At 70.1% G+C, this 21003-nt stretch carries 20 protein-coding genes; 10 read left to right on the forward strand and 10 right to left on the reverse strand.

Annotation, left to right across the window (positions count from 1 at the left end; translation table 11 throughout):
* Nucleotides 1–42: 42 nt before the first annotated feature.
* Nucleotides 43–411 carry a YrdB family protein gene (locus tag ABFJ78_RS41490; protein WP_436392928.1) on the reverse strand — a complete coding sequence of 123 codons (369 nt, stop codon included), beginning with the start codon at nucleotides 409–411 and terminating at the stop codon, nucleotides 43–45.
* A gap of 187 nt (nucleotides 412–598) precedes the next feature.
* On the opposite strand from ABFJ78_RS41490, the gene ABFJ78_RS41495 reads away from it, so the two are divergent.
* Genes ABFJ78_RS41495 through ABFJ78_RS41540 form a run of 10 tightly spaced genes read left to right on the forward strand, consistent with a single transcriptional unit; the run spans nucleotide 599 to nucleotide 10779 of the window.
* The gene (locus tag ABFJ78_RS41495; protein ID WP_436392929.1) at nucleotides 599–1831 is read left to right on the forward strand and encodes a class I SAM-dependent methyltransferase; all 1233 of its coding nucleotides are present in this window, start codon (nucleotides 599–601) and stop codon (nucleotides 1829–1831) included.
* Between the two features lies 1 nt (nucleotide 1832).
* Entirely contained in the window at nucleotides 1833–2624 is a 792-nt protein-coding gene (locus ABFJ78_RS41500) for a sugar phosphate nucleotidyltransferase (RefSeq protein WP_436392930.1), read from the forward strand.
* Nucleotides 2621–3268 (forward strand): PIG-L deacetylase family protein, encoded by a 648-nt coding sequence (locus tag ABFJ78_RS41505; RefSeq protein WP_436392931.1) that lies wholly within the window; start codon nucleotides 2621–2623, stop codon nucleotides 3266–3268. Before ABFJ78_RS41500 ends, ABFJ78_RS41505 begins: the two co-directional genes overlap by 4 nt.
* A gap of 5 nt (nucleotides 3269–3273) precedes the next feature.
* Nucleotides 3274–4293, forward strand: a complete 1020-nt coding sequence (locus ABFJ78_RS41510; RefSeq protein WP_436392932.1) for an NAD-dependent epimerase/dehydratase family protein — start codon at nucleotides 3274–3276, stop codon at nucleotides 4291–4293.
* Nucleotides 4293–5573: a DUF4910 domain-containing protein gene (locus tag ABFJ78_RS41515; protein ID WP_436392933.1), complete on the forward strand. Its 1281-nt coding sequence runs from the start codon at nucleotides 4293–4295 to the stop codon at nucleotides 5571–5573. Before ABFJ78_RS41510 ends, ABFJ78_RS41515 begins: the two co-directional genes overlap by 1 nt.
* A gap of 5 nt (nucleotides 5574–5578) precedes the next feature.
* Nucleotides 5579–6868 carry a hypothetical protein gene (locus ABFJ78_RS41520; protein ID WP_436392934.1) on the forward strand — a complete coding sequence of 430 codons (1290 nt, stop codon included), beginning with the start codon at nucleotides 5579–5581 and terminating at the stop codon, nucleotides 6866–6868.
* On the forward strand, nucleotides 6865–7722 hold the full coding sequence (locus tag ABFJ78_RS41525; protein WP_436392935.1) for a glycosyltransferase family 2 protein: 858 nt from the start codon (nucleotides 6865–6867) through the stop codon (nucleotides 7720–7722). The genes ABFJ78_RS41520 and ABFJ78_RS41525 overlap by 4 nt, the downstream gene beginning before the upstream one ends.
* Nucleotides 7719–8909 carry a polysaccharide pyruvyl transferase family protein gene (locus tag ABFJ78_RS41530; RefSeq protein WP_436392936.1) on the forward strand — a complete coding sequence of 397 codons (1191 nt, stop codon included), beginning with the start codon at nucleotides 7719–7721 and terminating at the stop codon, nucleotides 8907–8909. Before ABFJ78_RS41525 ends, ABFJ78_RS41530 begins: the two co-directional genes overlap by 4 nt.
* Nucleotides 8906–9454, forward strand: a complete 549-nt coding sequence (locus ABFJ78_RS41535) for a dTDP-4-dehydrorhamnose 3,5-epimerase family protein (protein ID WP_436392937.1) — start codon at nucleotides 8906–8908, stop codon at nucleotides 9452–9454. The genes ABFJ78_RS41530 and ABFJ78_RS41535 overlap by 4 nt, the downstream gene beginning before the upstream one ends.
* A gap of 8 nt (nucleotides 9455–9462) precedes the next feature.
* Complete coding sequence (locus ABFJ78_RS41540; protein ID WP_436392938.1) at nucleotides 9463–10779, forward strand: glutamate-1-semialdehyde 2,1-aminomutase; 1317 nt, start codon at nucleotides 9463–9465, stop codon at nucleotides 10777–10779.
* A gap of 12 nt (nucleotides 10780–10791) precedes the next feature.
* On the opposite strand, the gene ABFJ78_RS41545 is transcribed toward ABFJ78_RS41540, so the two are convergent.
* The 9 genes from ABFJ78_RS41545 to ABFJ78_RS41585 form a co-directional block, all read right to left on the reverse strand.
* Complete coding sequence (locus ABFJ78_RS41545) at nucleotides 10792–12252, reverse strand: right-handed parallel beta-helix repeat-containing protein (protein WP_436392939.1); 1461 nt, start codon at nucleotides 12250–12252, stop codon at nucleotides 10792–10794.
* Nucleotides 12253–12292: 40 nt separating this feature from the next.
* Entirely contained in the window at nucleotides 12293–12961 is a 669-nt protein-coding gene (locus ABFJ78_RS41550; RefSeq protein ID WP_436392940.1) for a phosphatase PAP2 family protein, read from the reverse strand.
* Nucleotides 12962–12991: 30 nt separating this feature from the next.
* Nucleotides 12992–13981 carry a GHMP family kinase ATP-binding protein gene (locus ABFJ78_RS41555; RefSeq protein WP_436392941.1) on the reverse strand — a complete coding sequence of 330 codons (990 nt, stop codon included), beginning with the start codon at nucleotides 13979–13981 and terminating at the stop codon, nucleotides 12992–12994.
* A complete protein-coding gene (locus tag ABFJ78_RS41560; RefSeq protein ID WP_436392942.1) occupies nucleotides 13978–14676 on the reverse strand; it encodes a nucleotidyltransferase family protein in 699 nt (232 codons plus the stop codon). Before ABFJ78_RS41560 ends, ABFJ78_RS41555 begins: the two co-directional genes overlap by 4 nt.
* On the reverse strand, nucleotides 14673–15785 hold the full coding sequence (locus ABFJ78_RS41565; RefSeq protein WP_436392943.1) for an NAD-dependent epimerase/dehydratase family protein: 1113 nt from the start codon (nucleotides 15783–15785) through the stop codon (nucleotides 14673–14675). The genes ABFJ78_RS41560 and ABFJ78_RS41565 overlap by 4 nt, the downstream gene beginning before the upstream one ends.
* On the reverse strand, nucleotides 15782–16927 hold the full coding sequence (locus tag ABFJ78_RS41570; protein ID WP_436392944.1) for a glycosyltransferase family 4 protein: 1146 nt from the start codon (nucleotides 16925–16927) through the stop codon (nucleotides 15782–15784). The genes ABFJ78_RS41565 and ABFJ78_RS41570 overlap by 4 nt, the downstream gene beginning before the upstream one ends.
* Nucleotides 16928–16931: 4 nt before the next feature.
* Nucleotides 16932–18131: an HAD-IIIA family hydrolase gene (locus tag ABFJ78_RS41575; protein WP_436392945.1), complete on the reverse strand. Its 1200-nt coding sequence runs from the start codon at nucleotides 18129–18131 to the stop codon at nucleotides 16932–16934.
* Between the two features lie 100 nt (nucleotides 18132–18231).
* On the reverse strand, nucleotides 18232–19470 hold the full coding sequence (locus ABFJ78_RS41580) for an O-antigen ligase domain-containing protein (RefSeq protein WP_436392946.1): 1239 nt from the start codon (nucleotides 19468–19470) through the stop codon (nucleotides 18232–18234).
* Nucleotides 19467–20939, reverse strand: coding sequence for a right-handed parallel beta-helix repeat-containing protein (locus ABFJ78_RS41585; protein ID WP_436392947.1), 1473 nt, complete (start codon nucleotides 20937–20939; stop codon nucleotides 19467–19469). The genes ABFJ78_RS41580 and ABFJ78_RS41585 overlap by 4 nt, the downstream gene beginning before the upstream one ends.
* Nucleotides 20940–21003: the final 64 nt, after the last annotated feature.

The raw sequence follows: 21003 nt of genomic DNA on the forward strand, positions 1-21003 counted from the left end.
CCGATCCGCACCTTGCCCTCCCCGCCGTCCGGTGGGGAGGGCTCAGCCGTCCTTGGCGAAGACGCGGGTCAGTGCCGCGACGCCGATGCCCACGACCGCCAGCGCGATCCCCCAGACGACCCAGCCGACCAGCACGAGCACCACCCCGGTGGCCGCGAACAGGGCGAACTCCACCAGGAACCGGGCCGGTTCCGGCAGCCGGCGGCGGGCCCGCGGGGCGATGAACAGGCCCCAGATCGCGGCGGCCACCAGCGGCAGCAAAACCGCGTCGACGATCGCCAGCGCCACGCCGCTGCCGAGCTGGGTGCCGGCCAGCGCCAGGCCGCCCAGCAGGGCCAGCTCGGTGAGGAAGCGGACCGTCAGCACCACGCCCGCGACCCCGCTCAGGCGGGGACCCGTTCCCGAAGTCATCCGGCCAGCCTAGGGCCCCGAATCCACTGTGGACGTTACGGGTCCGGACGGGTACCGTGCGTGATCTCTGCCACAGGTTGCGGTTCCGAATCGGTCCACCGGCGCCTCACGCGTCGCTGTAACGACGGTCCGCCCCTGCTCGACGTGTTAAGCGCACATCGCGACCGCGAGCCAAGGAGCCTGGTAGATGACCACATGTCGACTCTGCGGTTCGACAAACACGGCCAGCGTGGTGGACCTCGGGGCCACTCCCCCGTGTGAGCGATTCCTGACCGCCGGACAGCTCGACGAGCCGGAGGCCACCTTCCCGCTCCACCTCAAGGTGTGCACCGAATGCTGGCTCGCCCAGATCCCGCCCCTGATCGATCCCGACGACACCTTCACCGAGTACGCGTACTTCTCGTCTTTTTCCACCTCGTGGGTCGAGCACGCGAAACACTTCGTCGACGGCGCCGTCGAAAAGCTCGGGCTCGGCGAAAAGTCCTTCGTCGTCGAGGTCGCCAGCAACGACGGTTACCTGCTCAAGCACGTCGTCGGCCACGGCATCCGGTGTCTGGGCGTCGAACCTTCGGTGAACGTCGGGCAGGCGGCGCGCGACGCCGGCGTGCCCACCCTGACGGCCTTCCTCTCCGAGGAAACCGGCCTGAAGGTGCGCGAGGAGCACGGCCCCGCCGATCTCGTCGCCGCGAACAACGTCTACGCGCACATCCCCGACGTCCTCGGCTTCACCAAGGGCCTGCGCGCCCTGGTCGCGGACGACGGCTGGGTCTCCATCGAGGTCCAGCACCTGCTCACGCTGATCGAGAAGAACCAGTACGACACGATCTACCACGAGCACTTCCAGTACTACACGGTCGAATCCGCCCGGCGCGCCCTCGCGACCGGCGGCCTGACCGTGGTCGACGTCGAACTGCTGCCGACGCACGGCGGGTCGATCCGGCTGTGGGCGCGTCCCGACGGCGTCGCGGGCGAGCCCAGCGAGCGGATGACCGACGTGCTGGAGCGCGAAAAAGCCGCCGGGCTGCACGAGCTGTCCGGGTACACCGAGTTCGCCGAGCGCGTCACCCGCGTGCGGCTGGACCTGCTGAAGTTCCTCATCGAGGCGCGGGGCGACGGGAAGACCGTCGTCGGCTACGGCGCCCCCGGCAAGGGCAACACCCTGCTGAACCACTGCGGCATCCGGACGGACCTGCTGCAGTACACGGTCGACCGCAACCCGTACAAGCACGGCCGGTTCACGCCGGGGACGCGCATCCCGGTGCTGCCCCCGGAGCGGATCGAAGCCGACCGGCCCGACTACGTGCTCGTCCTCCCGTGGAACCTCCGGGAGGAGCTGACCGAACAGCTTTCGTTCGTGGGTGCGTGGGGCGGAAAGCTCGTGTTCCCCATCCCCCACCTGGAAATCGTCGAGGTGCAGTGAAGTGAAGGTCGTCCTCTTCTGCGGTGGCTACGGGATGCGGATGCGCAACGGCGCGGCCGACGACGTCCCGAAGCCGATGGCGATGGTCGGTCCGAGACCGCTCATCTGGCACGTGATGCGTTACTACGCGCACTTCGGCCACACGGAATTCATCCTGTGCCTCGGCTACGGCGCTGCGCACATCAAGAACTTCTTCCTGAACTACCAGGAAACCATTTCCAACGACTTCATCCTGCGCAACGGGCAGGCGGAACTGCTGTCGACCGACATCGCCGACTGGACGATCACCTTCGTGCAGACCGGCATCGAGTCGCCGATCGGCGAGCGCCTGCGCCGCGTCCGCGACTACCTCGACGGCGACGAGATGTTCCTCGCGAACTACGCCGACGTGCTGTCCGACGTCCCGCTGCCCGACATGATCGAGCGCTTCCGCAACACCGACGCGGGCGCGTCGATGATGGTCGTGCCGCCGCAGTCGTCGTTCCACTGCGTCGAGATGGACGAAGGCGGCAAGGTCGGGTCGATCACCGCCGTGAGCGAAATGCCGCTGTGGGAGAACGGCGGCTACTTCGTGCTGCGGCAGGAAGTGTTCGACCACATCCCGGAGAACGGCGACCTGGTCGCCGACGGCTGCGGCGAGCTGGCCAAGCGCGGCCGCCTGCTGGCCTACCCGTACCGCGGCTTCTGGAAGCCGACGGACACGGTCAAGGAGCGCGCGGCCCTCGACAACGCCTACACCCACGGCGACCGGCCCTGGGCGCTCTGGGAGCGCGCCGCGGCGAGCATCGCGTGATCGGGCTGCGGCCGGGACGGCTCGGCGGCGTCGTCGCCCTCGGCGCCCATTGCGACGACATCGCGATCGGCGCCGGCGGCACCCTGCTGACGCTGTGCGCGACGCGGCCGGGCCTGAAGGTCGACGCGCTGGTCCTCTCCGGCGGCGGCACGCCCCGCGAGGACGAGGAGCGGGCGGCGCTGGCGGCGTTCTGCCCCGGCGCGCAACTCGACGTCACGGTGCTGAAGCTGCCGGACGGGCGGTTCCCGGCGCACTGGGAAGAGGCCAAGAACGCCCTGGAGGAGCTGCGGCGGCGGACCGACCCGGACGTCATCCTGGCGCCCCGGACCGACGACGCCCACCAGGACCACCGCGGGCTGGCCAAGCTGGTGCCGACGGCGTTCCGCGACCACCTGGCGCTGGGCTACGAGATCGTCAAGTGGGACGGCGACCTCGGCGCCCCCTCGGTGTACCAGCCGCTCGACGACGACGTCGCGGAAGAGAAGGTCCGGCTGCTGCAGGAGCACTACGCGTCGCAGCGCCACCGCCCCTGGTACGACCGCGAAGCGTTCCTCGGGCTGGCCCGGATCCGCGGCATCGAGGCCGCCGCGAAGTACGCCGAAGCGTTCTTCGTCAAGAAACTCACTCTCGATCTGAAGGGCTGAATCCGATGCGGGTGTTGCTGACGGGGCACAAGGGCTACCTGGGGACGGTGATGGCCCCGGTGCTCGCCGCCGCCGGCCACGAGGTCTTCGGCCTCGACTCCGGGCTGTTCGAGGACTGCCTGCTCGGGCCCGCTCCGGCCGATCCGGCCGGGCACGTCGTCGACCTGCGGGACGTGACCGCCGAGCACGTCGAGGGCTTCGACGCGGTGATCCACCTGGCCGCGCTGTCGAACGACCCGCTCGGCTCGCTCGCGCCGGAGCTGACCTACGACATCAACCACCACGCGTCGGTGAAGCTCGCGAAGCTGGCGAAGGACGCCGGGGTCCAGCGGTACATCTACGCGTCGACCTGCTCGGTGTACGGCGCCGGCGGCGACAACCTCGTCGACGAGGACGCGCCGCTGAAGCCGGTGACGCCGTACGCCGAGTCGAAGGTGCGCGTCGAGGCCGACGTCCACGAGCTCGCCGACGACGATTTCACCCCGGTCTACATGCGCAACGCGACCGCGTTCGGCTACTCGCCCCGGCTGCGCGGCGACATCGTGCTGAACAACCTGACCGCGCACGCGCACCTGTCCGGCGAGGTGCTGGTGCTGTCGGACGGCACACCGTGGCGGCCGCTGGTGCACGCCCAGGACATCGCGCGCGCGTTCACGGCGGCCCTGACGGCGCCGAAGGAGGCCGTGCACAACAAGGCGTTCAACATCGGCACCGAGGACAACAACGTCACCGTCGCCGAGATCGCCCAGGAGGTCGTCGAGGCCGTGCCGGGCTCCACGCTGAACATCACCGGCGAGGCCGGCGCCGACCCGCGCTCGTACCGAGTCGACTTCTCGCGCTTCCGCCAAGCCATCCCCGGCTTCGTGTGCGAGTGGTCGGTCAAGGACGGCGCCGTCGAGCTCATCGAGGCCTACCGCAAGTTCGGGCTCACGCGGGAGTCGTTCCAGCAGCTGTTCACGCGGCTCGCGTGGCTGAAGAGCGAGGGCGAAGCCGGCCGCGTCGACGACACCATGCGGCGGCGCTAGTGGCGGGCCCGCGGCTGCGGACGGGGGCGGAGCTGCACGCCCTGGTCGAGCGGCTGTACCCGATCTGCCGCAGCATCACCGGCGACGGTGTGCGGCAGACCCTGGACATCATCGGCGAGCACATCGCGCTGGAACGGCACGAGGTTCCGACCGGCACGGCCGTGCTGGACTGGACGATCCCGCAGGAGTGGAACATCCGGGACGCGTACGTCGCCGCGCCTTCGGGTGAGCGCGTCATCGATTTCCAGGAGCTGAACCTGCACGTCGTCGGGTACAGCGTCCCGGTGCGGCGGCGGATGCCGCTGAGCGAGCTGCGGGAGCACCTGCACACGCTGCCGGACCAGCCGTCGTGGGTGCCCTACCGGACCAGCTACTACGCCCCGGCCTGGGGTTTCTGCCTGGCGCAGGAGAAGCTCGACGCGCTGCCCGACGGCGAGTACGACGTCGTCGTCGACTCGACCCTGGAAGACGGCTCGCTGACGTACGGCGAGCACGTCGTCCCGGGGCGGGTCACCGACGAGGTCATCGTGTCGTGCCACGTGTGCCACCCGTCGCTGGCCAACGACAACCTCGCCGGCATCGCGGTGGCGATCTCGCTGGCCCAGCAGCTGGCCGAGACGCAGCCGCACTACACCTACCGGTTCCTGTTCATGCCGGGCACGATCGGCTCGATCACGTGGCTGGCGCGCAACTCGTCCCGGATCGAAAAGGTCAAGCACGGCCTGGTGCTGGCCTGCGCGGGTGACCCGGGATCGTTGACGTACAAGAAGTCCCGCCGCGGCGACGCCGAGATCGACCGCGTCCTGCAGCACGTGCTGAAGTCGCGCGAACATCGAGTTGTCGACTTCTCGCCGTACGGCTACGACGAGCGCCAGTTCTGCTCGCCGGGCTTCAACCTCGGCGTCGGCTCGCTGACGCGCACGCCGTACGCGGGCTACCCCGAGTACCACACCTCGGCCGACAACCCGGGTTTCGTTTCCCCGCAGGCGATGGAGGACACGCTCGGCGCGCTGAAGGACGCATTCGGCGTCCTCGACCGCAACCGCCGGTACGTCAACCTCAGCCCGTACGGCGAGCCGCAGCTCGGCAAGCGCGGGCTGTACGACTCCCTCGGCGGCCGCAGCGACGCCAAGCAGGCCCAGATGGCGATGCTGTGGGTGCTCAACCTCTCCGACGGCGAGCACAGCCTCCTGGACATCGCCGAACGGGCCGGGCTGCCGTTCGGCATCGTCGACGTCGCGGCGCGGGCCCTGCACGACGCCGGCCTGGTCAAGGAGTGAACGGGATGACCACCGGGCAGCACCGCGCGGTCCGCCGCAAGCACGCCGGCCTGAAAGCCATGGCCGGCCGGCTCTCCTGGGGCCTCGGCGACCAGGCGGTGTCCAGCCTGACCAACTTCGCCATCGGTGTCTTCGTCGCCCGCGAGCTGGGCGTCACCGCGTTCGGCCTGTTCAGCCTGGCCTGGGTGACCTACGGCGTGCTGATCAACGTCTCCCGCGGGCTGGCGACCGACCCGCTGATGGTCCGGTTCAGCCACGTCGACGTCGACGTCTGGCGCCCGGCCGTGGCCAGGGCGTCGGCGACCGCGCTCGTCGTCGGCCTCCTCGCCGGTGCCGTCAGCGTCGTGTTCGGGATCGCGGCGGGCGGGACCTTCGGCTCCGCGTTCGTCGCCCTCGGCATCATCCTGCCGGCGCTGCTGCTGCAGGACAGCTGGCGGTTCGCGTTCTTCGCCGCCGGGGAACCGCGCAAGGCGTTCCTGAACGACGTTGTCTGGGGCGTCGCGATGATCCCCACCATGCTGCTGGCGAAACTCCACCCCACCGTCGTCACGTTCCTGCTGGCGTGGGGCGGCGGCGCGGCGGCGGCCGCCGGCTACGGCTACGCGCAGACCCGCCTGCGACCGGCCCTCGCCGGCGTCCGCACCTGGTTGCGCGACCACCGCGACCTCGGCACGCGGTACCTCATCGAGAACGTCAGCAACAGCAGCGGTTCCCAGATCCGGATGTACGGGCTCGGCGCGATCGCCGGGGTCGCCGCCGTCGGCACGGTCCGCGGCGGCGAACTGCTGCTCGGGCCCTTCGTCGCCGTCCTCATGGGACTCGCCTTCGTGGCCGTGCCGGAGGCGGCGCGGGTCGTGAAGCGCGACGTCCGCAAGCTGCCCCGGTTCGGCTTCTACCTCGGCGGCGCGCAGGCCTTCGCCGCGCTGCTCTGGGGCGGCGCGCTGCTGCTCGTGCTCAACGACCGGCTCGGCGAGTTCGTCCTCGGCGACGTCTGGCACACCGCGAAGCTGATGATCATCCCGGCCACGCTCTCGGTGTTCAACGCCAGCTTCATCGGCGGCGCGGCGACCGGGCTCCGCGCGCTGGGCGCGGCCAAGCGGAGCATGCGCTGCCAGCTGATCGCGTCGGGGCTCTACGTGGCGGGCGGGCTGATCGGCGCCGTCGTGGGCGGCGCGGTCGGCTCGGGCTGGGGCGTCGCTTCGGCCACCTTCATCGCCGCCTTCATCTGGTGGATCCAGCTCCACCTCGCGGTTCGCGCACACACCCGAACCCCTCAGGAAACGAGGACACCATGACCAGCGCACCACGGTTGAGCATCGGGCTGCCGGTCTACAACGGGGAAAACTACCTCGCCGAAGCCCTGGAGAACCTGCTCGCGCAGACCTACACCGACTACGAGCTGATCATCTCGGACAACGCCTCGACCGACGGCACCCGGGAGATCTGCGAGAAGTACGCCGCGAAGGACGACCGGATCCGGTACGTGCGCCAGCCGAAGAACATCGGGGCCGCGCCGAACCACGACTTCCTCGTCCGCGCCGCCCGAGGCGAGCTGTTCAAGTGGGCGGCCCACGACGACCTCTTCGCCCCCGGGCTGATCGAGGCCTGCGTCCGGGCGCTCGACGAGCACCCCGAAGCCGTGCTCGCCCACTCGTACATGGCGATCGTGGACGAGCGGGGCGAGGTCCTGGAGAACTACGACTACGAGCTGGAAACGGACTCGCCGAACCCCGCGCGCCGGTTCCGCAGCCTGATATTCGGCGAGGGCGGCGACGACTACTACGGCGTGATCCGGCTGTCCGTGCTCCGCCGCATCGCGCCGCACGACAGCTACCACAACGCCGGCCGCAAGCTCGTCGGCGAACTCTCGCTCCACGGCACGTTCGTCCAGGTGCCCGAGGTGATGTTCTTCCGCCGGGAGCACCCGGGCCGCGGGGACAACCTCGGCACCGTGCAGAAGGTGTGCACCAACCTCGACCCGCGCCGCGCGGGCCAGTCGAAGGTCCGGCTCTACGCCGAGTTCGCGGCGGGGTACGTCAACGCGATCCGGAACGCGCCGCTGACCGCGACCGAGCGCCGGGACTGCTACGGCGTCATGGCCGAGTGGCTCGGCGGCAAGCCGTTGCGCAAGATCGGGCTGATGGCGTGACGAGGATCGGCTTCTTCGGCATCCTCGGCTCCGGCAACCTCGGCAACGACGGTTCGCTCGAGGCGGTGGTCGCCTACGTGCGCCGCCGCTACCCGGACGTCCAGCTCGACTTCCTCGCGATGGGCCCCGAGCAGCTGACCGAGCGCTACCACGCGCCCGCGACGCACCTGCAGTGGTACGAGCCGCACGCCGGCGACGCCACCGGCGTGCGGGCCGCGGCGCTCAAGGTGCTCGGCAAGCTCCTCGACCCCTACCGCACGTGGCGCTGGGTCCGGCGGCAGGACGTCGTCATCGTGCCCGGCATGGGTGTGCTCGAAGCGACCCTGCCGATCCGGCCGTGGGCGCTGCCGTACTCCCTGCTCTGGCTGGGCCTCACCGCGCGGCTGACCGGCGCCAAGGTCGCGCTCGTCAGCGTCGGGGCCGACTACGTCAAGGCACGCGCGACCCGGTGGGTGGTCAGCCGCGCGGCCCGCCTCGCGCACTACCGCTCGTTCCGCGACGAACACTCCCGGGCGGCGCTGGGCCGGATGGGCGTGGACGTCCGCGACGACCACGTCTTCCCGGACCTCGCCTTCGCCCTGCCCGACCCGCAGCCGCGGCCGTCGACCGGGGCGGTCGGCGTCGGCCTGATGGAGTTCCACGGCAGCAACGACGACCGTGCCCGGGCCGAGCGGATCAACGCGGCGTACCTCGGCACGGTCAAGCGCTTCGTGCGGCTGATGGTGGACGAGGGCCGCCCGGTCCGGTTGTTCATCGGCGACGTCGCCGACCTCGAGGTGCCCGGCGAGGTGATCGCGGACGCCCGGGCCCACCGGCCGGACGCCGACGTCACCACCGAGCCGCTGACGTCGCTGGGCGACCTCATGCACCAGATGGCGGCGGTCGACACCGTCGTGGCCACGCGCTACCACAACGTGCTGTGCGCGCTGAAGTCCGCGAAACCGACGGTGTCGTTCGGCTACGCGCGCAAGAGCGACGTGCTGATGGCGTCGCTGGGTGTCGGCGAGTTCTGCATCTCGGCCCGTGAGCCCGACTTCGACCGGCTCGTGGAGCTTTTCCGCACCCTCGAGGAAAACCGCGACGAAGTGACCGGAAATCTGCGGCGGCGAGCCGAGGAGATGACGGCCAGGGTCGAGGACCAGTTCACCGAGCTGTCGAAGCTCGTCATCGACGGAGGCGCGTCGTGAAAGCCATTCCGGTGCCCGAGATCGAGGGCGCGTACCTGTTCGAGCCGACCCCGCACGCCGACGAGCGCGGGTTCTTCAGCCGGACGTTCGACCGCGACGTCGTCGCGTCGGTGGGGATCGACCCCGACGGCTTCGCGCAGGACAGCCTTTCCCGCTCCCGCAAGGGAGTCGTGCGCGGGATGCACCTGCGCGGCGGGGCCGGCGAAGCGAAGCTGGTGCGGTGTTCGCACGGCGCGATCTTCGACGTCGTGGTGGATCTCCGACCGGATTCGCCGACGTTCCGGAACATCAAGACATTCGAACTCTCGGGTGAAACGCAGGTTTCCGTGTACATCCCGGCAGGCTGCGCGCACGGATTCCAGTCGCTCACCGATCCGTCCGATGTTTCGTACCGCATCGACCGCGCGCATGATCCGAACGAAGACATTACGATTTCGTACAAAGACCCCGAATTGGACATCTCGTGGCCTCTTTCCGTCACAATGGTCAGTGACCGAGACGAACGCGCGCCGTCTCTCGGAGAGGCGTTGAAACCAACGAGGTGAGCCAGGACATGGGAACGAACCTGCCCCGCTCCACGACGGCGAACGAGCGGCTGCACCGGGTCATCCCGGGCGGTGCGCACACTTACGCCAAGGGCTCGGACCAGTATCCCGAAGGGATGGCCCCGGTCATCTCCCACGGCCTCGGCGGCCACGTCTGGGACGTCGACGGCAACGAATACGTCGAGTACGGCGCCGGGCTGAGAGCGGTCAGCCTCGGCCACGCCCACCCGCGGGTCCTCGAAGCGGTACGGGACGAGCTCGGCAAGGGCAGCAACTTCATCCGCCCGTCGATCATCGAGGCCGAAGCGGCCGAGCGGTTCCTCGAGAACGTGCCGACCGCCGACATGGTGAAGTTCACCAAGAACGGCTCCGACGCCACGACCGCCGCCGTCCGGCTGGCCCGCGCCGCCACCGGGCGCAAGCTGGTCGCCAAGTGCGCCGACCACGCCTTCTTCTCCACCGACGACTGGTTCATCGGCACCACGCCGATGAACGCCGGCATCCCGGACGAGACGACCGAAGCGGTGGTGTCCTTCCCGTACGGCGACCTGCCGGCCGCCGAGGAGCTGTTGCGGCGCCACGAGGGCGAGATCGCGTGCCTGATCCTGGAGGCGGCCGCCGCGGTGGAGCCGCCGCCCGGGTACCTGGAAGGCCTGCGCTCGCTGGCCACCCGGCACGGTGTGGTGCTGGTCTTCGACGAGATGATCACCGGGTTCCGCTGGTCCGCCCACGGGGCGCAGGGGCTCTACGGCGTCACGCCCGACCTCTCGACGTTCGGCAAGGCCCTCGGCAACGGCTTCGCCGTCTCCGCGCTCGCCGGCAAGCGCGAGCTGATGGAGCTGGGCGGGCTCCGCGGCGGCGGCGAACGGGTGTTCCTGCTCTCCACGACGCACGGCGCCGAGACCCACTCCCTCGCCGCCGCGATGGCGGTGATGGACGTCTACCGCGACGAGGACGTCATCGGCCGCCTGCACGCCCTCGGCGACCGCCTCGCGGCCGGCGTCCGCGAGGTGGCGGCCGGCATCGGGGTCGGCGACCACGTGGTGGTCCGCGGCCGGGCGAGCAACCTCGTCTTCGGCACGCTGGACGAAGCGGGCAAGCCGTCCCAGCCGTACCGCACGCTGTTCCTGCGCGAGCTGATCGCCGGCGGCGTGCTCGGACCGTCCTTCGTGGTCAGTGCGGCGCTCACCGAGGCGGACATCGACAAGACGATCGACGTCGTCGCGCAGGCGTGCGTGGTGTACCGCAAGGCGCTCGACGCGGGCGACCCGGCGCCGTGGATGGGCGGCCGGGCCGTCAAGCCCGTGTTCCGGCCCTACGCCTGACAGACGCGCGGGTCAGGACGCGAAGGTGCTCCCGGCGTCCTGGCCGTAGGCGGGGCCGGTCCAGTCGGCGGCCGGCACCGTCGTCGCCATGTCGACCACCGTGAACGACCACGGTCCCGAATAGCTGTTGTCGTGCCAGCGGTTCCCCGCCGTGTGGACGATGTCCCGCTGGATCACGTCACCCTGGTACGGGGACCAGTCCGGCACCGTGCCGACGTTCGCGAACAGCCCCATCCGCCCGCACCGCCGGGCCGGGCAGCCACCCACCGCCGCCGGGTCGAAGGTGAACGCGTTGTCGTGGATGTCCAGTTCGGACGTCCACCAGCGACAGTCGCGGTACAACGGTGCCGACGAGATCCCGGGTGGCGCGCACCGGGCCGTGTCCGAGGGTCCGACGATCCGCGTGCAGTCGGACGTCGTCGACGCCGGGGAGTTGCAGAACCGGTCCGCGTTGGCCCAGGCGACGATGCCGTCCCAGTTGTTCTCCAGCCGGTTGCCGCTCACCTCGAGCTTCGCGGTCCGGGCGGGGACGCGGGCCTCGCCGCCCGCTTCGGACAGGTAGATCGCGCCGACCGGGAACGGGTCGCCCGTCTCGGCCGCGTGCCGGCCCGCGACCCAGCCGTTGCCGCGCAGCTCGTTGCCGCGGATCGTCGCGTTGTACGAAATCTCGTAGAAGATGCCGACGTCGTCGTTGCCCTCGATGACGTTGTCCTCGACGAGGAAGTCGTTGTCGTTGGTGTCGGCCCAGATCCCCGGGCCGTGGTTGCCGTGGATCCAGTTGCCGCGCACGTCGGCGCCGTCGACGGCCCAGAACTTCATCGCGCCGGTGCAGCCGCACCCCGGGACCTTCGACTCCCAGTCGGCCGTGTTGTTGCCGGTGAACTCGTTGCCCTCGACCACGAGCCGCCGGATCCCGTTGCCCGCCTGGTAGGCGTTGAGGCCGTACTGGCCGTTGTCGCGCAGGCAGTTGCCGGTGATCCGGTTCTCCGCGCCCGCCATCAGGGCCGCGCCGTCGTTGCCCACCAGGGTGTTGTGCTCGACCAGCCACCCGTCGCCGGAGTCGTGGTTGACCACGCCTTCGTCACGCGGGGCGGCGAAACCGGTGACCGTGAGGTGGCGGATGGTGACGTTCTTCGCGCGCCCGGTGAACGCGTACCGGTTGTCGTGCTTGCCGTCGAGGACCGCGCCGGGTGCGCCGACGAACGTCGAGCCGTCGGCCGGGGAGATCTGGGAGTACTCACCGGGTGTCAGCGTGTGCGTGCCGGGCGCGAACCAGTACGTCGCCCCCGGGACCGCGAAGTCGATGCCCGTCGCGGACCCGGCCGGGACGACGACGGCGCCGGACGGTGGTGCCGAAGGCCCCGCAAGATCGTCGCTGCCGCAGACGCGGGCCGTGGCCGCCTGCGCGGGAGCCGCCACGGCGACACCGGAGGCGAGCACGAAAACCACCAGCGACCCGCGAAACCACGCCATTTTCCCCATCACACCGGAAACCCTAAGGCCGGGAAACCGGTCAGCGGCCGGGTTTCACCCGTCCGAGGAAAGCGTCCACAGTGGCCCCGGCCGCCGTCACCAGGGCGACGGCGACGCAGAAACCGCCGAAGGTGTCGGTCAGGTAGTGCACCCGGTCCGAAACCTGCGACCACGACATCGCCGCCGCGAACAGCAGGGCGGGCGCCAGCACCACGGCCGTCCCGCCGATCCGGCCGAGCCCGAACCGGCCCGCCAGGTACAGGCCGAGGACGACGCCGATCGACGTCACGAAGGCGGTGTGCCCGCTGGGGTAGGACAGGTTGTCGCCGTTGATGTACCGCCCGGCGATCGGCTTGGCCACCGTCGTGACGACACCGGTGACGACCGGGCCCGCGATGGTCAGGACGGCCGGCCGGGTCTGCCCGGCCCGGCGGAACAGGAAAGCGATGAGCAGGACGAGCACGGCGGCCGGGCCGGGGTCGCCGGCCGAGCCGACGACCCACGCCACGGCGTAGGCGACCGGCGGCTCGATGCTCCCGTGGAGCGCCCGATAGACGGACTCGTCCAGCGAAGTGCCGAGGGTGTGCCCGCTGAACAGGATCCCCAGCACGACGGCCGTCACCGCGGCGATCACCGCGACCACGAAGAGCGGCACCCGCACCGGCGGCGGCACGACGGGCGCGGCCGCCCGGTCATCCACGCTCGTCACGACGCGATCATACGGGCGCACGGCGCCCCGTCAGCTCCAAATGTCCTGGTGCACGTTGAAGATCACGCGCGAACCCTGCCGTTCGAGCTGGATCGGGAGCTCCTTCATCCCGGCCAGCCGCCCCCGGACGGCGTGCTGGTGTTCCAGCGGGCAGGTCACGAGCAGGAAGCCGCCGCCGCCGGCCCCGGTCACCTTGGCCCCGGACGCCCCCGCCGCGAGCGCCGCCTCCACGGCTTCGTCGATCTGCGCGTTCGACACCCCGGAAGCCAGCGCGCGCTTGGCGTCCCAGCTCTTGCGGAGCGCGGTGCCCAGCGCGCTCACGTCCAGCGCGCGCAGCCCGTCGGCCGCTTCACCGGCGAGATCGACCAGCTGCTTGAGCTGGGGCAGGCGGTCGGCCACGTTGGCGGTCTGCTCGCCCAGGATCGTGTTCGCGCTGCGCGTGATCCCGGTGTAGAACAACATCAGCTCGCTCTGCAGCTCCCGCCACTGCGGGCGCGGCAGCTCGATCCGCTCCACCTCGGTTTCGTCGCCGGGCCCGAAGCGCAGGTCGCACAGCCCGCCGAACGCCGCCGCGTACTGGTCCTGCTTGCCGATGGGCTTGCGGCAGCGGTCGATCTCGATGGCGCACGCCCGGTCCGCCAGCTCCTTGGCCGTCACCTGACGGCCCTGGTAGGCGAACAGCGCGTGCAGCAGCCCGACCGTGACCGAAGACGACGAGCCGAGGCCGGAACCTGCGGAGGGAATGTCGGCGAGGGTGGTGATCTCGACCCCGCCGCGCACCCCGGTCATGTGCATGGCCTCGCGCACGAGCTCGTGCTCCAGGTCCTCGACCCGCGAGACGATTTCCTTCTTCGAGTAGTTCACGTAGATGTCGTCGTCGAACCGTTGTTTCACGACGACGTAGATGTACTTGTCGATGGCGGCGTTGAGGACGCGGCCGCCGTGTTCGCGGTAGTACACCGGCAGGTCCGTGCCGCCGCCGACGAGGCCGATCCGCAGTGGGGTGCGGGTGATGATCATCCTGCTCGCCTCTCCCATTGTTCCCGCGCGCGGGCGAGCGCGGCGGGCGTGCCGATGTCGAGGAAGTACGAGTCGCCGATCGAGACCGTCCGCGCCTTGCCGACCAGCTGGGGCAGCAGGTGGTAGCCGATGTCCCGCGGCGCCGGCCCGATGAGGTCGAGCACCGCCGGCGTGAACGCGTACATCCCGGCGTTCGCGAGGTTCCCCGGCGGGTCTTCGGGCTTCTCGAGGAAGGCGGTGACGACGCCCTCGCCGTCCACCGTGACGATGCCGCAGCGCGAAGGCTCGGCCGCGTGGAACACCGACAGCGTCGCGAGCGCGCCGCCGGCGGCCTGCGCGTCGATCAGCGTCCGGAGGTCGAAGTCGGTCAGGTTGTCCGCGTTGAGGGCGAGGAAGCTCTCCTCGTGCTCGACGAACTCCCGGTTCGCGGCCAGCGTTCCCGCGCTGCCGAGGAGTTCTTCCTCCTCGACCAGGTGCACCACGGGCCCGCCGCGCCGGTCCGCCAGGTGGGCGCGCACCAGCGGGGCCAGGTGGTGCAGGTTGACGAGCACCTCGTCGACGCCCGCTTCGGCGAGCGCGTCGAGCCAGATGTCGAGCATCGGACGGCCACCGACCGGCACGAGGCACTTCGGCAGGTGGTCGGTCAGCGGCCGCAGCCGGGTGCCGAGGCCGGCGGCGAGCAGGAACGCCTTCATCCCCCGGCCTTCCGGACGACGCCGAGCGAGCGCATCTTCGCGTTCGCCTCGGTGAGGATCTCGTCGAGGCCGGGCATGTCCCGCAGCCAGGCGGCGTACTCGGCGACGGACTCGGCCGGCGTGCGCTGCGGTGCCCAGCCCAGCTGCTTGAGCGCGTCGATGTCGGACAGGATGTGCCGTGTGTCGCCGAACCGGTACTCGCCGCTGATCACGCCGGGCTCCGAAGAGCCGTAGTGCTTCTGCACGACTTCGGAGAACTGCTGCGTGGTGTAGGCCTCGCCGCCGCCCACGTTGAACACGCGGCCCGCGGCCCGCGGGTCGGTCAGCACCAGGACGTTCGCGTCGACGACGTCGTGGATGTTGACGTAGTCGCGGATCGCCTGGCCGTCTTCGTACAGCGTCGGCGCGGTGCCGAGGAGGTAGTGCAGGTTGAAGATGCGGCAGGCCCCGGAGTACGCGTTGTACACCGACTGCCGCGGGCCCTGGACGATGCTGTAGCGCAGCGCCACCGTCGGGATCCCGTACCGGCGCCCGAGGTTCACCGCCACGACTTCCTCGCCGTGCTTGGACATGCCGTAGGCGTTCTGCGGGTTCGAAACCCGCTCCGGGGTGGCCAGCATCTTGAGCTCGCCGTCGCACTCCGGGCAGCGGACGTCCCAGTCGGCGATCTTCAGCCGGCTCTCCGGGCGCATGCCGGGCGTCTGCTCGCCGTGCTCGGCGCACCAGTAGAGCCCCTCCCCCATCGCCGCCTGCGACGAGGCCACGACCACGCGGGAGATGTCGAGCTTCTCGGCCACGATGATCTCGTAGATCATCGCCGTCGACGTCACGTTGACGTCGGTGAACTTCGCGAAGTCCGGCAGGTAGTCCTGGTAGGCGGCGAAGTGGTAGACGGCGTCGGTGCGGCGCAGCAGGTTGCGCACGAGGTCGCGGTCGCGGACGTCGCCCTCGAAGAAGTCCACCCCCGGCGTGAGGTGGTTGGGCTTGCCGTCGCGGTGGACCGGCGAGACCAGCGCGTCCAGCACGGTGACCTCGTGCCCGAGCGCGACGAGCCGGTCGCACGTGTGCGAACCGATGAACCCGGCGCCGCCGGTGACCAGGATTCTCAACGTCCACTCCGGAGGGCGTGTACTTCGCGGTAGACGGCCAGGGTTTTCTCCGCGGTGGCCGCCCAGGTGAACTCGCCGGCCCGCTCGGGGCCGGCCTTGCGCAGGCGCTCGTTCTCGGGCCCGCAGGCCTTGACGATGGCGTCGGCGATCGAGTCGGGATCGCCGGGGTCGGCCAGCAGCGCGGCACCGCCGGCCGTTTCCGGCATGGCCGTGACGTTCGACGTCACCACCGGGCAGGCCGCGGCCATCGCTTCGAGGATCGGCAGGCCGAACGTCTCGTTGTGCGACGGGTACACGAATACGTCCGCCGCACGGTAGAAGTGCACCGTCTCGCTCAGCGGCACGCCGCCGACCCACAGCACGTCGTTCCCGACGCCGAGGCTGTCGGCGAGGGCCTTGAGCCCGCCGACGTACTCGGTGTCGCGGCCCGGCCCGACCACGACCAGCTGCCGGTCGCCCAGCTCGGCCTTCGCCGCGGCGAACGCGCGGATCAGGCCCTCGCAGTTCTTGTACGGCCACAGCGAAGACACGAACAGCACGAACTGCTTGCGCACGCCGAACCGTTGCGACACGTGCTTGAACGCTTCTTCGCGGTCACCGGGGTTGAAGAGGTCGTGGTCCACGGCCTCCGGGATCAGCCGGATCTTCGCCGGGTCGATGTCCAGGTACCGCTTGGCCTCTTCGACGAGGCTGTCGGAGTTGAGGATGACGGCGTCGGCCTTCTCCACCGTGCGCGGGTAGCTGAACTGCCGGTACAGCCGGGCGCCGCGCGAGATCGCGTCGGGCGTCGTGTACGCGTGCAACGTCTTGATGTGCGCGACCAGCCCGGGTGCCGACTTCACGATCGGCGCCATCAGCGTGTTCAGCACGTCGATGCGCCCGAGCGGCAGCCGGACGGGCGAGAAGAGGTGCTCCGACAGCGTCCGCAGGTTCCGCTTTTCGTTGGACCACGGGAAAGTGATGTACTTGACGCGCTCGCCGTAGCCCTGGTGCGTGGGCTTCGACTTCGGGCTCACCAGCAGGTGGAACGACTCGCCGTCGTCGAGCCGCTTGGCCATCTCCGGGATGACCCGCGTCCAGAACCAGTGCGCGCCCGACGGGTTGAAGGGATCGTCCGTCAGCAGGTTGATCGCGACGCGCATGCGGTCAGAACGTCTGGGTGACAACGGCATCGGGGGTCATCCTCGCTTGTCGGACGTACTGGGCCAGCAAGTGCATGCAGCCTTGGTGGACGTCTTCGATCACCCCGTAGTTGACGGAGTCGACGTGCACCGAGACCGTCGCCTTGGTGCGGGCCGGGCCTCCTTCGAAGCCGGTGAACGCGATCGTCGGCACCTCGTGGGCGGCGGCCCACTCGAGGGCGCGCACGATGTTCGGCGACCGGCCGGACGACGAGATGACGATGAGGACGTCACCGGGACGGGCCTGGGACTGCAGCTGGTACTCGAAGACCTGCTCGTACCCGAGGTCGTTGGCGATCGCGCTGAACAGCTCGACGTTGGTGGACAGGCTGTGCACCCGCGTGGTGAGCCCGGTCCCGTTGCGGACGCCCTTCAGGTGGTCGCACTGGAGGTGGTTGGCGATCGAGGCCGATCCGCCGTTGCCGCAGGCGAAGATCGTCGCGTCCCGGTCGTGGGCTTCCGTCAGGACCTTCGCCGCCCGGCTGATCTGCTCGAGGTCGACCGTGCCGAACGCGCGGGTGATCTCGTTGACGTACGCGCCGCCGTAGGAATCCGCCCGGTGGAAGCGCGCGGACGGGAACTTCGGGACGCCGGCCTCGGTGGTGTGCCCGGGCGGCGGCGTGAGGTCTTCGGCGCCGAGGATGACCCGGACGGCGGCGGCGAGGTCCGGGTACGTGTCGACGCCGTGCACGGCCGAGCTGGGCGGGCCGACGTGCAGGGCACGGGCGCCCACGGCTTCCGCGAGCCCGACGTCCGACGGGCTGTCGCCGACCACCCACGAGGCGGTCAGGTCGAGGTCGAGGGCCTGCGCGGCGGCCAGCGCCATGCCGGGGCCGGGTTTGCGGTCGGCGCTGGGGCGGGAGAAGGCCGGGATGATGCCGTCGGTGTGGTACGGGCAGAACAGCCACAGGTCGACGTGCGCGCCGTGCCGGGCGAGCTCCGTGATCATGTACTTGTGGACCTGCTCCACGTCTTCGATGCCGTAGTAGCCGCGGGCGACGCCCGCCTGGTTGGTCACCACCGCCACGGGCAGCCCGGCGCGGTTGAGCGCGGCGATGGCTTCGATCGCGCCGTCGATGAACTCGACGCGGTCGACCGAACCGACGTACCCGGTGTCCACGATGATCGTGCCGTCTCGGTCGAGCAGCACCCCTGGTCGGCTCACCGTTCGACCACCTTCCATTGTTTCGGAATGGACCCGGGACGACCCGGCGCCGGAGATTTCCCGCGTTGCCACAATGAGGTCGTCCTGGCCCGGGGCATCGTTACGTCGCCCCGCTCAGGTGCTCGGCGCGCACGGAAACGAGGGCTTCCCGGTCGGGCGAAGGGGCCGCGAGCAGCCAGGAAGCGAGCGCCAGGTGGAGCAGATACGGCGACGCGTCGCCGAGGCCGGCTTCGGTGTAGGAAGCGAGCAGGCAGTAGCTGATCAGGAACAGCGCGCACGCCCTGGCCGGGGACGGCGGCCGCGAAATCGCGGTGACGACGAGCGCCAGCAGGAAAAGCACCACGATCACGACACCCAGGTAGCCCTGTTCGTGGAAAATGGCGAGCCAGCTGTTGTCGATCGGCAAGCCGTCGAACGACTTGTTGGACAATCCCGTGCCGAAAACCTGCTCGAACCACGTCCGCGGCATGTCCAGCAACCGGTCCCACACCTTCGCCCGGCCGGTGAGGTTGGCGAAGTTCTCCTTGTCCTGCCCGCGCAGCAGCCAGGCCTGCAGGAACGCGCCGAGCAGCAGCACCCCGACCACGGCCACCGCGATGGCCCAGGCCAGCACCTTCCTGGCCCGGGCGTTGGTCAGCAGCATCGACAGGCCCGCCACCGCCAGGCCGGCCACCAGGCCCGCCGTCGCGGTGCGGGTGTGGGTGAGCACGAGCAGCACCGTCGCGACACCCGAGATGAGGATGACGCTCTTGCCGGTGGTGAGCTTGTTCAGCCAGAGCAGCACGGTGAGCCCGATCGCGATCGCCGCGTACTGCCCGACCTGCGTCGCCGTGAGCGGCCACAGCACGCCGAAGAGCCTGCCGTCGTTGATCGGGGCCAGCGCCAGCCCGGGCGCGACGACCAGTCCGATCGCGACGGACGCCAGCAACGCGCACAGCACCCGCACGTGGTGCTTGACGAAGTGCAGCGCGTTGTCCATCCACGGGCTGACCAGCCACAGCGTGCCGATGAAGAGGCCGAACCGGGCACACCGGAACAGCGAGCCCCAGCCGGAAGACAGCCGCACGCTGCTGGCCAGGCTGCCCACGAGGAGCAGGCTCAGCAACAGCAGGTAGGCACTCGGCCGGAACTTGAACCTGGGGTTGACCGCCAGTGCGAGCACGAACGCGAAGCCGACCGAAGACATGGTGAGCATCTGCAGCACCGAGCGCGGGATCGGCAGGATCGACGCGCCGAGCGAGCCCAAGGTGTTGAAGACCAGCAGGGCCCACACGACGCTGATGACCTTGAGCGCCTGGGTGGTGCGCGGCACGTCCGGCGCGGTGCTGCCGTCGCTCATCGGAACCCGCCTCCGGCTTCGAACGTGCTGCCGTCGTCCTGCTGGTAGGGCGTCCCCTGCCAGCCGCCCGGCTCGACGACCTTGCTGGCCTCCTCGGGCACGAACGTCCACGGCCCGGCGTAGCGGTTGTCGTGCCAGCGGTTGTTCTGGCGGAACGTGATGGCCTGCTCGACGACCTCGGCCTTGTACGGCGACCAGTCGGGCACGGTGCCGTAGTTGGACAGCAGCGCCATCCGCGCGCACATCTCGCGGCAGTCGATCGCCGCCGGGTCGACGGAGAACCGGTTGTCGTGGATGTCCACGTTCTGCGTCTTCCACCGGCAGTCGCCGCGCAGGGGCTCGGTTTCGACGCCCGGTGCCGCGCACTTCGCCACGTCGGGCACGAGCAGCGTGCAGATGTCGGTCGACGAATTGGCCGGGCTGTTGCAGAAGCGGTCCGCGTTCTCCCACAGGGTGATACCGGACCAGTTGTTCTCCAGCGTGTTACCGGAAATTTCGATCTTCGCCGTGCGCGCCTTGACGCGCGGTTCCCCGCCGGACTCGGAAATGTAGATGGCGGCCACCGGGAAACTGTCGTCCTCCGCGACGTACTTCCGCCCGGCGACGAGGTTGTTCCGCCGGATCACGTTGTCCCGGATGATCGCGTTGTAGCTGGTTTCGTAGAAGATGGCGTTGTCATCGTTGTTCTCGATGACGTTGCGTTCGATCAGGAAGTCGTTGTTGTTCGTGTCCGCCCAGATGCCGGGGCCGCGGTTGTCGTGGATCCAGTTCCCGCGGATGTCGGCCCCGTTGACCGCCCAGAGCTTCATCGCGCCGCTGCAGCCGCACCCCTCGGGGTACTTCTTCTCGACGTCCTCGGCGTTGTTGCCGACGAACTCGTTGCCCTCGACGACGAGCCCGGCGAGATCGCCGCAGCAGCCGTTGAGGCCGTACTGGCCGTTGTTCCGCAGGCAGTTGCCCTTGAGCACCTGCCGGGTCCCGGCCATGGCCGCCGCGCCGGAGTTGCCGGTGAGGTCGTTGCCCTGGATCGTCCAGTCCGCGCCGGAGTCGTGGTTCACCGCGCCTTCGTTGTCGGGCGGGACGAACCCGGTGATCGTCAGGTGCTCGATCGTCACCTTGCCCGCCTTGCCCGTGAAGGCGTACCGGTTGACCCGCTTCCCGTCGACGACCGCGCCGGGGGCGCCGAGGTAGTGGTCGCCGTCCTTCGGCGCCACCTGGTCGTATTCGCCGTCGCCCAGGGTGTGCGTCCCGGGCGCGAGCCAGAACGTGGTCCCGGGCGGGCTCGCCTCGGTCTTGGCGAGCAGGTCTCCGCGGACCGCGGGGTCGACGGCCACGGCGCCGGCCGGCGCGGCGGCCGGCCCCGGCGGCACGTGCCCGCAGACGGCGGCGACCGCCGGCGCGGGCTCGGGCGCGGGAGCGGCCGAGCAGCCGCCGACCGCGAGCAGGAGTGCCCCCAACGCCACTTTCACGTGAAAGTGCGCACCAGGGAGCCGCACTTTCACGTGAAAGTGCGGCCTGCGGCTCGCCCGGGCG

Origin of the sequence: Amycolatopsis sp. MEPSY49, from assembly GCF_051337345.1 — a bacterium.
In the GTDB taxonomy this organism is placed as follows: Bacteria; Actinomycetota; Actinomycetes; order Mycobacteriales; family Pseudonocardiaceae; genus Amycolatopsis.

Bases quoted from the DNA above. Each gene is read 5' to 3' on its own strand.
- ABFJ78_RS41490 (WP_436392928.1), bottom strand. From the start codon at position 411: ATGACTTCGGGAACGGGTCCCCGCCTGAGCGGGGTCGCGGGCGTGGTG.
- ABFJ78_RS41525 (WP_436392935.1), top strand. From the start codon at position 6,865: ATGACCAGCGCACCACGGTTGAGCATCGGGCTGCCGGTCTACAACGGG.
- ABFJ78_RS41570 (WP_436392944.1), bottom strand. From the start codon at position 16,927: ATGCGCGTCGCGATCAACCTGCTGACGGACGATCCCTTCAACCCGTCG.
- ABFJ78_RS41555 (WP_436392941.1), bottom strand. From the start codon at position 13,981: ATGATCATCACCCGCACCCCACTGCGGATCGGCCTCGTCGGCGGCGGC.
- ABFJ78_RS41540 (WP_436392938.1), top strand. From the start codon at position 9,463: ATGGGAACGAACCTGCCCCGCTCCACGACGGCGAACGAGCGGCTGCAC.
- ABFJ78_RS41580 (WP_436392946.1), bottom strand. From the start codon at position 19,470: ATGAGCGACGGCAGCACCGCGCCGGACGTGCCGCGCACCACCCAGGCG.
- ABFJ78_RS41495 (WP_436392929.1), top strand. From the start codon at position 599: ATGACCACATGTCGACTCTGCGGTTCGACAAACACGGCCAGCGTGGTG.
- ABFJ78_RS41560 (WP_436392942.1), bottom strand. From the start codon at position 14,676: ATGAAGGCGTTCCTGCTCGCCGCCGGCCTCGGCACCCGGCTGCGGCCG.
- ABFJ78_RS41510 (WP_436392932.1), top strand. From the start codon at position 3,274: ATGCGGGTGTTGCTGACGGGGCACAAGGGCTACCTGGGGACGGTGATG.
- ABFJ78_RS41520 (WP_436392934.1), top strand. From the start codon at position 5,579: ATGACCACCGGGCAGCACCGCGCGGTCCGCCGCAAGCACGCCGGCCTG.
- ABFJ78_RS41545 (WP_436392939.1), bottom strand. From the start codon at position 12,252: ATGGCGTGGTTTCGCGGGTCGCTGGTGGTTTTCGTGCTCGCCTCCGGT.